Genomic DNA, 11,689 nt, shown 5'->3' on the forward strand with positions numbered 1-11,689 from the left:
GACTTATCCAATAATGTAATCTATTTCAAGTTATAATATTGGTAATTCAATTACGAACAAGGCTCCTAATTCTGAATTTTGAGCAGTAATTTTGCCATTGTGCTTTTCAACTATATTTTTACTAATAGATAATCCTAATCCAAAATTCCCCTTCTTGCCCTTGTAAAAACTTTCAAATATATTAGGAAGTTCCTTATTATCAATTCCAGGACCATCATCGCCTATTATAATTTCAACCTTGTTATTTACTATTTTTAGTGTGACAGTTACAACTCTATTTGCATATCTTATACAATTGCTAATTATATTACCAATCGCACGAGAGAGTTTATCCTCGTCACCAATAAGCATGCTACCTTTCCTTATAACATTATTAGTAATCACTATATTGTTTTTATTTGCAATTACCTCCATTCGTCTAATACAACTACTTATTAATTCATTGATATCTATACTATTAGAATAATAATGTTCTTCTATGGCATCAAGGCGAGATAAATATAACAAATCTTCTACCAAATGTGTCATACGTTTACTTTCATTAACAATCACATCAGCAGCAATTTTCTTATCCACAACATCATACTTTATACCCTCTGCATAGCTTTGAATTGACATAAGCGGGTTTCTAAATTCATGTGATGCATTCTGAAGAAAAGTTTTTTGAGCTTTATCATAGACTTCAAGTTTTTCTGACATAATATTTATATTAACTACGAATTCTTTTAATTCATCATATATAGGCATTTCAACAATACTTCCAAAATTTCTCTCTGCTATGTTGCTTATATACTCGTTAAGTAAAGAAAAAGGATCTGATATCTTTTTTGATAAACGAGAAGAGAATATTCCAATTACAATGGCTGAAAAAATAAGAATAATAAAAAGAATTAAGTTAATTCCAAGTTGTAATTGATTTATTTTTTCAAGGCTTGAATATATAATTATCCAACCAAGTCCAAAAGAATTTTTATTAAATACGGGTTTTATGATTGCTATATACTTAGTTCCCAATAAATTAAGGTTTAAATATCTTTCCGAACTAAAAGTTTTAGATTTATTAACCTCATTTTTAAATTGACTCATAAGTTCTTTGGAAATGTCAGATGAGTTTTCCTGAAATGGCGTAATTCTATTTTTGTTTTTATCAAGTAGAATAACATTCGCATTCAATACACTTATAGGTTCCTTTAGCGAATGGTCAATCATTGAATAATATTTAAAAAGGCCATTATCATTTTTGGGCCTTGGAGGTGGCATTCGCTCAGGTCCTGGAAAAAAATCTGGTCCATGTTCAAGTGCTGTATCCTCGGTACCTGATGCAATCTTATTTAGCTGTCTCAAAATGTCCTTTTTAAAATACATTCGTACAGCCACATTAAATATTATAGTAGTTAATGTAATTAACATAACAATTACAATAATGTTATATTTAAATATTTTCCATTTTATTGTGTTCCTATTCATAATAGCCTTCCTTGTCCTTTATGGTGAACCCAAATCCCCATATTGTATCTATTTTAAGAATTGACCCAGCATCTATTAACTTTTTTCTGATTCTTTTTATCATATCGTCAGTAGCACGGGTCTCCACTTCATTTTCAAAGCCCCAAATTTTATCTAATAATTCACTACGGCTAACTGCTCTGTTTTTATTATTTGCAAGATAATAAAGCAAAGATAACTCCATTCCTGTAAGGCCTATTACCTTATCTTTAATCTCCGCTTGTTTAGTATCAAGATTTATTATAACATCCTGGATCTTAATAATTCTATTCCCACTAATATGTTTTGTATCCAATTTTATTCTTCTAAAAATGCTATTAACCCTAGCAATAAGTTCCAGTGGGCTAAAAGGTTTGGTAAGATAGTCGTCACACCCTAACGTAAGGCCTGCTATCTTATCAGGCTCTGTGTCTTTTGCAGATACAATTATTATTGGTACAGAACTAATAGGTCTAATTTGCGAGCAAAGAGAGTAACCATCTATTTCAGGCATCATGATATCTATTATAAGCATGTCCGCCTGCCTTTCATTGAAAGCTTCAAGAATGGCACGCCCATCTTTAAATATTTCTACTTCAAAACCAGCTTTAACAAGAAATGATTTTATAATATTACAAATATTTATTTCATCATCAGCAATATATATCAGCTTTTTATTCATGAATTTAGTTCACCTCAATTTATATTTTACCATATGTATACAAGAATGTTATTTTAAATTAATTTTCGTTTATATTTGCCACAGTATTGCCACAGTATTTGACTATACTAAAACGTGTAATGTTACGATAATAGTACTAGGGGAATAAATTCAGACAAGCATATTAAAGGAGAGATAAATATGAATACAATAAGCTCTAGTCAAAATACAATAAGTGCATATGCCCAAAACGAAAAAATACTTAAAGCTTTAGCAACCGCTAAAATTGAAGCTCAAAAAAAAGAAACGCAAAATGACTCAATTAAAATTAGTCAACAAGCACTTCAAGCCCTTGGTACAACCTCTAATGTCACAACAAATACACCTACTAATCCTTTGGATTCTTTAGTAATTGCTGGAACAATCACCCTGGATCAATCGAATGCAATACAAAGCGCTTTTAAATCAACAGGTGCGGCTATTAAGTCTTCTGGTGTTTATGGTAGCAAACCTGTGAACCCATTAGATAGTTTGGTATCTGCAGGTACTATTACACAGGACCAAGCAACATCAGTTAAAGATGCCTTTGAATCCTCACTTAATGCGACCAGAACCCAAAATAACCCAGTTACATCGACTTTAGATACTTTAGTATCTTCTGGAACAATTACTCAGACTCAAGAAGATGCCATACTTAAAGCATTAGAAGATTCTATGAAAGCAAATAAAACGAATTCTGCTAACTATAATAAAACATCAACAAATCCATTAGATAGTTTAGTATCTAATGGTACAATTTCTCAGGACCAAGAAACAACAATCGAAGGTGCTTTTGAGAATGCTTTTGAAAATGCAATGTAACAAATATATTCACAATAAAATCATAATATAATTACGGAGGGAAAATATGAGTATTTCATTAGTTTCATCAACATCAACATCAACATCAACTGCGACAACAAGTAGTACAAGTAGTAGCAGTGATGTAAGTTCACTTAAATCACAACTAACGTCTCTTAATTCTCAGTTAAATGCAATTAGTTCGAGCAAGGATGATGAGAAAACAAAAACGGCAAAAGCTTCGGTTATTGAAGCTAAAATACAACAAGTTCAAGCACAAATTGCTCAAAAGCAATCTGGCAAAACAGATCAAACATCAAGTGCAGAGCAAACATCAAAGACTAGCGATAGTAGTTTAGACCTTTTGAAAAGTACTTCAACAAAATCCTCTAAATCTACTAGTAATAACATACTTGATGTTTATGCTTAATAAACATATTCTCAAATGTAAAAACAGCCAACAATTTGTTGGTTGTTTTTTCTTTTTGAGATTACGCTCAACATGTTAAGAGTAATGTATTACGAGCAATGCTATGTCACCGCTAATTATTTATAATCATATAATGAAATGTATTATAACTAATTGTTTAATTGGAGGTTTTTACATGAGTAATAAATATAAAATTTGTGTATATGCAATCTGTAAAAACGAGGAAAAATTTGTTGACCGCTTTATGGATCATGTCGAAAGCGCTGACATTGTTGTAGTTGTAGATACAGGCTCTACTGATGATACAATTAATAAGCTAAAAGAAAGAGGTGCTGTTGTTTATTCTCTTATTGCTACTCCATTTCGATTTGATTACTCAAGAAATGAATGTTTAAAATTTATTCCAGACGATATAGATATTTGTGTATCCTCTGATCTTGATGATGTTATAGAGGATGGTTGGAGAGATTGTCTAGAAAATTCATGGAAAAAAGAAACCACAAGAGGTTCATATCTGTATAATTGGAGCATTAATGCAGATGGCTCACCCGCTGTACAATATACCTGGTCAAGAATTCATGCAAGACACGGATATAAATGGATATATCCAACACATGAAATTTTAGAATATATAGGTGATAAAGAGGAAAAAGAAGTCTATATTAAAGGCCTTGTGTACAATCATTATCCAGATGTATCAAAAAACAGAAGTTTAAATCTTCCATTATTAAAATTGGCTATAGAAGAAAATCCTAATAGTAGTAGAAATCTATATTATCTTGGCCGCGAATATATGTTTGAAAGTAACTGGGATGATTGTATTTCAACCTTAAAAAAGTATTTAGCACTACCAACATCAAATTGGGAAGAGGAAAGATCCTCTTCTATGAGATTTATCGGAAAATCATATTGTGAAAAGGGAGAATTTCTAAATGGTAAAAAATGGTTTTACAAGGCAATAAGTGAATCAATTTTATCGAGGGAGCCATATATAGACCTGTCTTTACTAGCTTACAGAGAGGCGGATTGGTCTAGTGTTTATTATTATGCAACTGAGGCATTAAAAATCAAAGAAAAATCATTTACCTTTGCTAACGATGCAAATGCTTGGGACTATACTCCTTATGATTTGGCAGCTTTAGGATGCTATAATTTAAACATGATAGATAAGGCAATAGAATTTTCAGAGCTTGCGGTTAAGCTTGCGCCTAATGATGAAAGGTTATTAAACAATCATAAAATATATTTAAAGAGTTTATAAATATATTTATTTCACTTATATATTAAAAAATATAGATTATACTCTAATCTATATTTTTTAATATATATGTTTAACACAAAACAAAGCATCTGCATACTATATAAAGAAAGTACAAGCTTTAAATAAAAAGTACAAGCATTCTAAATAAAAGAAATTACAAGCATTTTAAATAAATAGAGTATAAGCATTTAAATAAATAGAGTATTAATAATAAGGAAGGTGTCTATATTGAGTAAAAATAAAGAAGATGAAACTTATGACTATTTTATTAAAGAAAAAAAACATTCTGATGACAAACACGATTGCTGTGACAAACACAAATGTTGCGACCCTTGCGATCCTTGCCATCCTGATTGTGTGAAATGTATAGTTGGACCAACTGGTCCTACTGGCCCAACTGGACCTACTGGCCCTACTGGACGAACTGGCCCAACTGGTGAAACTGGTCCTACTGGTGAAACTGGTCCTACTGGACGAACTGGACCTACTGGTCCTACTGGTCCCACTGGCCCTGCTGGTACTAATGGTACTAATGGTACTAATGGAGCCACTGGTCCTACTGGTCCTGCTGGCGCTAATGGCGCTAACGGCCCTACTGGTCCTGCTGGCGCTAATGGTGCCGCTGGAGCTAATGGCGCTACCGGCCCTACTGGTCCTGCTGGCGCTAATGGTGCCGCTGGAGCTAATGGTGCTACCGGCCCTACTGGTCCCGCTGGCGCTAACGGTGCCGCTGGAGCTAATGGTGCTACTGGCCCAACCGGTCCTACTGGAGCTACTGGTCCTACTGGAGCTACTGGTCCTACTGGCCCAACAGGAGCTACTGGTCCAAGTTTTAATTCCTATGCAAATGGTGTCATCACAACAAATAGAACATCGATTCCAGTTGGAGGCACTATTATTTATGATAATGTAGCTATTGTCGGACCTGATTTAAGTTATAATTCGGCAACAGGTATATTTACAGTTAATACAACTGGTGTTTATGTAATTGACTGGAAAATCGCTGTTACTCCAAATCCTGGAACAGTTTCTATAGAAGTTGATTTAGTATCCTCTATACGTGGAATTGTTGCCGGTATATCTGTTACAGCAACAAATCCATTAATAACTGGCTCTAATAGGATTTATGCAGCAACAGCAGGAGAAACTTTCAGATTTGTTAACAATTCAGGTGGACCTATTAGTATAGTATTGGTAGGTCTAGTTGGACCTATTGGAACCGTATCTATTTTTAGAATTGTTTAACAATGTTAAGTTGATCTTAACAAATATAAAATTATCTCATTAGCTTAATTGGCTGCCTATCATAGGCAGCCTTTTTATTTAAAAACAAACAATACTTATATGAATTTATCACATAAAGTTCACATATTGATTTGATACTGATGCTACAATTTCCCCTTATACTTTTAATTATAGAGAAACAGTGAAAATTGATTAAAAAAATTGATTCGAAGGGAATGATAGTAATGAGTAATGGAATTATTTATTCAGTAGTAGTGCCTTTGTATAATGAAGAACTAGTTATAGAAGAGAGTTATAAACGATTAAAATCCGTTATGGATAGTACAAATGGAAAATATGAAATTTTATTTGTTAATGATGGAAGCCGCGATGCAACAAGAAATAAAACAGAAAATATATGTAGGTTAGATAAGAATATAAAGCTTATAAATTTTTCAAGAAATTTTGGACATCAAGCTGCCATAACTGCTGGAATGAATCAGGCAATAGGTGATGCTGTTATTGTAATAGATGCCGATCTTCAAGATCCTCCTGAAGCTATAATCGATATGATATCAAAGTGGAAGGAAGGTTACGATGTAGTATATGGCAAAAGAGTTAAAAGAGTTGGCGAAACCTTTTTTAAGAAATTTACATCTACTGCCTACTATAGATTACTAAAAAGTATGACGAGTATAGATATTCCAGTTGATACTGGAGATTTTAGACTTATAGACAGAAAAGTATGCGATGCTCTAAACTCAATGCCAGAAAAGAACAGATATATAAGGGGTTTAGTTAGTTGGATTGGTTATAAACAAACATTTGTAGAATTTGTACGCAAAGAAAGATTTGCTGGTGAAACAAAATATTCCCTAAAAAAAATGTTTACATTAGCTTTTGATGGAATAACTTCCTTTTCTTATAAACCATTAATATTTGCTGGCTACTTTGGAGCATTTACTGGATTAATAGGTATTGTTTTATTAATTGGTACTATTGTAACCTCAATTATTGATAAAAGTGCTATATTAAACTTAGGCTTAATTCTTTCAATTTCCTTAATGATGTTTGGACTAATGTTTTGTTTTATGGCTATTATGGGACAATATATTGCAAGAATTTCTGAGGAGAGTAAAAATAGACCTCTATATATAGTAGCAAATACTGTAAGCTATAATGAACTTAAAAATAGTGTAACTTTTAAAGGAAATAGATCACCTGAAATATATGATTTAAAAATCACTTCAAAAGGCGAAGCAATAGGTAATTAGATAAACCTCATATTACAAAAAATCCTCCTGTAAATGAAATATCATTTACAGGAGGATTTTTTTAATTTAATACTAATTAAATGATTCTATTCTTATTATACTTTCCACATTATTTACGCTATCTAATTGTATTATTTTATTAAGTGAATTTCTTATGTTCTTTTCTTCACTTTTATGTGTTATAAATGCAAGTGAGGAATGATCACCACGCTCTACATCTTGAGTAATTGATACAATGCTAACATTATTTTCTCCAAATATATTTGCTGTATCTCCTAAAACCCCTGCCTTATCCTTAAAATCGAGTCTGATATAAAATTCAGATTCATTTTCCCGAGCTTTTTTCACTTCTTTAAAATCAACCGCACAGGCTGTCTCTGTTAGATCAACTGGCTTTATATTATTTCTTAATATAGATATTATATCCCCTACAACTGCACTTCCTGTTGGCAGATCCCCTGCTCCTTTTCCGTACAGCATTAACTCTCCAACTGCATTACCTTTTATCATAATTGCATTATAAGCATCATTTACATTTGCCATAGGATGAGTTGACGGAATTAGGGTTGGATGTACTCTTAGCTCTAACTTGTTATCTATCTCCTTTGCTATTGCTAACAGTTTTATAGTATAGCCAAATTTTTTAGCATACTCTATATCTACGGCGCTTATATTTCTTATTCCTTCTCTATAGATACAATCATGATCCACTTCTGTTCCAAAAGCTAGTGAAGACATTATGGCAAGCTTATATACGGCATCATAACCATCAACATCAGAAGTCGGATCAGCTTCCGCATAGCCCTTATCTTGAGCCTCTTTTAATGCTTCATCGAAACTACTTCCATCTAGAGTCATTTTGCTTAATATATAATTAGTTGTTCCATTTATAATCCCTACTATCTGCTCAATCCGATTTGCTGTAAGGCTCTCATTAATTTCACGTATTATTGGGATTCCACCAGCTACACTTGCCTCATAATAAAATAATACATTTTCTGCGTCAGCTATTTTAAATAATTCCTTGCTCCAGTTTGCAATTACTAATTTATTAGCAGTTACAATATGTTTTTTGGCTTTCATTGCTCGTATCATATAGTCCTTAGCCTCGCTACTTCCACCAATAAGTTCAACAACTATCTTTATACTCTCATCGTTAATAATATCATCAATATTATTTGTTAATATTCCAGGAGCTACTGCAATATCTCTCTTTTTATTTATATCTTTTACAAGTATTTTGGTTACCTCTATTTCATAATTTGAACGTTTCATTATTTCTTTTTTATTCTCCAACAAAATCTTCCAAACACCCGTACCTACATTACCAAAACCTAAAATTGCTATTTTGACCTTTTCCATGTTGAATTCTCCTTTCCTAAACCATTATATAAGTACCGTTAACCACTGTACTTTTTGATTTATTATAATATTGAAAATCTCTCCTTAAATATTAAGAATCTTTTCAATTTGCATTTGCATTTCATTTTTATCGCAAACAGTTTTATGAAGTATAGGTCTTGTTTCTAAATCCTTTATACCCACTGGAATATCACCTTTTGTTAATTTACTAAGTTCTTTTATTAATTTAAAATCATTTAAACCAATGTATTTTGCATCTATTGATTTCATAACATCAGGCGTAAATTTATATGGACTTGCTGTAGACACGATAACTGTCTTTGTAGTATCCTTCGTTTCTTCTAAATATTTTTTATAAACCGCATAAGAGACTGCAGTATGAGTATCAATTACGTAATTAGTAGTTTTATAAACCGCAGTTATTGCTTTTGCTGTATCTTCTTCGCTTGCATAACCTCCGTAGAAGTCCTTTAACTCTTTTTTCATATTATCATCAATCTCATATTTACCATCTTTTTTAAGCTTGTCCATAAGATCCTTTATCTTTGATGTATTTTCCCCACTAATAGCATATAAAAGTCTTTCAAGGTTACTTGAAATTAATATATCCATTGAAGGAGACATTGTAATTACAAAATCACGTACCCTATCGTATGTACCTGTATTTATAAAATCAAATAAAACTTTATTCTCATTTGAAGCACATATTAGTTTTTTAATTGGAAGTCCCATTTTTTTTGCATAATATCCTGCTAATATGTTACCAAAATTTCCAGTAGGAACACAGAAATTTATCTCTTCGCCTGCTTTTATTTCACCCTTATTACAAAGCTGAGTATATGCATAAAAATAATAGACAACCTGAGGTATTAACCTTCCTATATTTATTGAATTAGCTGATGAAAACATTTTATTATTATCATCTAATCTCTTAATAAGACTATCATCTGTAAGCATCTGCTTAACGCCATTTTGAGCGTCGTCAAAATTTCCCTCAATTCCTATGACAGAGGTATTATCCCCTGATTGCGTTAGCATCTGCCTTTTTTGAATTTCGCTTACACCCTCTTGTGGGAAAAATACTATTATTTTTGTACCATCTACATTTGCAAAACCCTCAAGTGCAGCTTTACCTGTATCTCCAGATGTTGCAGTAAGAATAACCATTTCTTTATTTATGTTTAATTTCTTTACTGCATTTTTTAATAAATAAGGTAATATTGATAAAGCCATATCCTTAAACGCTAAAGTTGGTCCATGATATAATTCTAGAAAATAATTTTCTCCATGTTTTACTAGTGGTGCAATAACTGGTGTATCAAATTTTTCATCATATGCCTTGTCTATAGACTCTAATAAATCTTTTTCATCATAATCAGTTAAAAATTCCTTCATTATAGTAAATGCCAATTTTTTATAATCCATTCCTTTTAATTCTTCAAGGCTTGCAGTAAGTTTTGGTATTGATGTTGGTACAAAAAGACCACCATCTTCGCTAAGACCTCTTGCAATAGCTTCTGCTGATTTCACTAGTTTTTCATTTCCACGAGTACTCTTATAATATATTTGCTTCATAATATTATTCCTCCCACTTCATCTTTTATAGATTACATTTAAAATTTTTATATTAGTTGCTCTTATTTTCCGCCTTTTATAAAATAATCCATTAACTTATATCCTTCCGGAAAATACAAACCTGTCTCTTTCGCCGTAAATTCATTATAAGTGTCACTTCCACTTTCTTTTTCATCATTGCTTTGGTATATTAAAAATGGTACAGGATCACTTGTATGTGTCCTAAGAGATAGAGGTGTTGGATGATCTGGAAGTATTATCATTTTATAATCTTCACCTAATTTCTCCATCTCATCTTTAATAACCTGTACTATCTGGTTATCTATAAACTCTATAGCTTTATATTTATTTTCTATTTCACATCTATGTCCACATTCATCAGGAGCCTCAATATGAACATAAACAAAATCATTTCCCTTTTTCAATTCTTCAAGAGCTGCTTTTGCTTTACCTTTAAAGTTAGTATGAATGTTTCCAGTGGCACCTTCTACCTCAATAATATCCATTCCTGCACACATTCCAATTCCTTTTACTAAATCAACTGCAGAAATTACAGAACCTTTTAAATTATATTTTTTATAAAAACTAGATAGAAGTGGTTTTTTTCCTTCTCCCCAAATCCATATTGAGTTGGCTGGTTTAAGCCCTCTTGCAACTCTCTTCTTATTTATATCGTGATTTGATAAAAATTTATTACTTTTCTTTGTCATAACATCAAATATCTCGCTACCTATCCCTTTCGGCATATAGTCTTTTACCTTTTGTCCTAGTATATCGTGGGGTGGTGTAAGTGTCCATGAGTAAGGCCCCTTGTCCCATATTATTAAATGCCTATAACTAATCCCTGGATAAAATTTAATAGACTCAGTCTCTAAATACTCACTTAAATCTTTTATTAATACCCTTGCCTCCTCAGTTGTAATCTCATCCGAACTATGATCAAGCATAATCTTTTCCTCATATGGCTCACCCTCAGACACTGTTACCAAATTACATCTAAATGTAACGTCTGTATCTAACATTGGGATTCCCATACTTGCTGCCTCAAAAGGTGAACGACCACTATAATACACAGCTGTATCATATCCAAAAACAGTCATATTGGCTGTATCACTTCCTGCAGGCATACCATTTGGGACAGTTTTAACTAATCCTTGCAAACCATGCTTTGCCATATAGTCCATAGCAGGCGTCTTTGCATATTGAAGAGGGGTTTTATTATCTAGTTCCTTAACTGGATAATCTGCCATTCCATCACCGAGTACTACGATATACTTCATATTAACACTCCTCTATTGGTTATTGTATAAATCTTTTTAATTATTCAAATTTTCTAATAATTTTTTTTAATTTAATCCTATAAAAAAACTGCCTTCAAGTAAGAAAGCAGTTTTCTGTATTACTATACGTAAAAAACTGATTTCTTATTATTCAGAACTATGTTCTGCAGGAATTGACACCGTTACATAAAAAAAATGTCGGTTGTCGGGTTTCATAGGGCCAGTCCCTCCACCTCTCTAAATAAGAAATTTATTAAATTATTGTTTTTTATTGTAACTCATACAGATATAAATGTC

The 11,689-nt window shown here is 32.1% G+C and carries 10 protein-coding genes and 1 riboswitch; of the genes, 5 read left to right on the plus strand and 5 right to left on the minus strand.

The window, feature by feature from the left end:
• Positions 1–30 precede the first annotated feature (30 nt).
• Both KPL44_RS09575 and KPL44_RS09580 read right to left on the minus strand, forming a co-directional pair.
• Positions 31–1,467 carry a sensor histidine kinase gene (locus KPL44_RS09575; RefSeq protein WP_216249127.1) on the minus strand — a complete coding sequence of 479 codons (1,437 nt, stop codon included), beginning with the start codon at positions 1,465–1,467 and terminating at the stop codon, positions 31–33.
• Complete coding sequence (locus tag KPL44_RS09580; RefSeq protein ID WP_216249129.1) at positions 1,460–2,167, minus strand: response regulator transcription factor; 708 nt, start codon at positions 2,165–2,167, stop codon at positions 1,460–1,462. The genes KPL44_RS09575 and KPL44_RS09580 overlap by 8 nt, the downstream gene beginning before the upstream one ends.
• A gap of 180 nt (positions 2,168–2,347) precedes the next feature.
• Here KPL44_RS09580 and KPL44_RS09585 point away from each other — a divergent pair, with 180 nt between their 5' ends.
• From KPL44_RS09585 to KPL44_RS09605, 5 genes are all read left to right on the plus strand, one after another.
• Positions 2,348–3,007, plus strand: coding sequence for a hypothetical protein (locus KPL44_RS09585; protein WP_216249132.1), 660 nt, complete (start codon positions 2,348–2,350; stop codon positions 3,005–3,007).
• A gap of 46 nt (positions 3,008–3,053) precedes the next feature.
• Entirely contained in the window at positions 3,054–3,416 is a 363-nt protein-coding gene (locus tag KPL44_RS09590) for a FlxA-like family protein (RefSeq protein WP_216249135.1), read from the plus strand.
• Between the two features lie 175 nt (positions 3,417–3,591).
• On the plus strand, positions 3,592–4,677 hold the full coding sequence (locus KPL44_RS09595) for a tetratricopeptide repeat-containing glycosyltransferase (protein WP_216249136.1): 1,086 nt from the start codon (positions 3,592–3,594) through the stop codon (positions 4,675–4,677).
• A gap of 228 nt (positions 4,678–4,905) precedes the next feature.
• Positions 4,906–5,922 carry a collagen-like protein gene (locus tag KPL44_RS25780; RefSeq protein WP_216249138.1) on the plus strand — a complete coding sequence of 339 codons (1,017 nt, stop codon included), beginning with the start codon at positions 4,906–4,908 and terminating at the stop codon, positions 5,920–5,922.
• A gap of 224 nt (positions 5,923–6,146) precedes the next feature.
• Complete coding sequence (locus tag KPL44_RS09605; protein WP_216249501.1) at positions 6,147–7,175, plus strand: glycosyltransferase family 2 protein; 1,029 nt, start codon at positions 6,147–6,149, stop codon at positions 7,173–7,175.
• Positions 7,176–7,247: 72 nt separating this feature from the next.
• Here KPL44_RS09605 and KPL44_RS09610 read toward each other — a convergent pair whose 3' ends face one another.
• The 3 genes from KPL44_RS09610 to KPL44_RS09620 all read right to left on the minus strand — a co-directional run bounded on the left by KPL44_RS09610 (position 7,248) and on the right by KPL44_RS09620 (position 11,392).
• Entirely contained in the window at positions 7,248–8,537 is a 1,290-nt protein-coding gene (locus tag KPL44_RS09610; RefSeq protein WP_216249141.1) for a homoserine dehydrogenase, read from the minus strand.
• An 84-nt stretch (positions 8,538–8,621) separates the two neighbouring features.
• Entirely contained in the window at positions 8,622–10,112 is a 1,491-nt protein-coding gene (thrC, locus tag KPL44_RS09615; RefSeq protein ID WP_216249145.1) for a threonine synthase, read from the minus strand.
• 62 nt (positions 10,113–10,174) lie between these two features.
• Positions 10,175–11,392, minus strand: a complete 1,218-nt coding sequence (locus KPL44_RS09620) for a cofactor-independent phosphoglycerate mutase (protein WP_216249147.1) — start codon at positions 11,390–11,392, stop codon at positions 10,175–10,177.
• 141 nt (positions 11,393–11,533) lie between these two features.
• Positions 11,534–11,640, minus strand: a riboswitch (SAM riboswitch).
• Positions 11,641–11,689: the final 49 nt, after the last annotated feature.

Origin of the sequence: Clostridium sp. DSM 17811, assembly GCF_018861905.1 — a bacterium.
GTDB lineage: Bacteria > Bacillota > Clostridia > Clostridiales > Clostridiaceae > Clostridium_AD > Clostridium_AD frigoriphilum.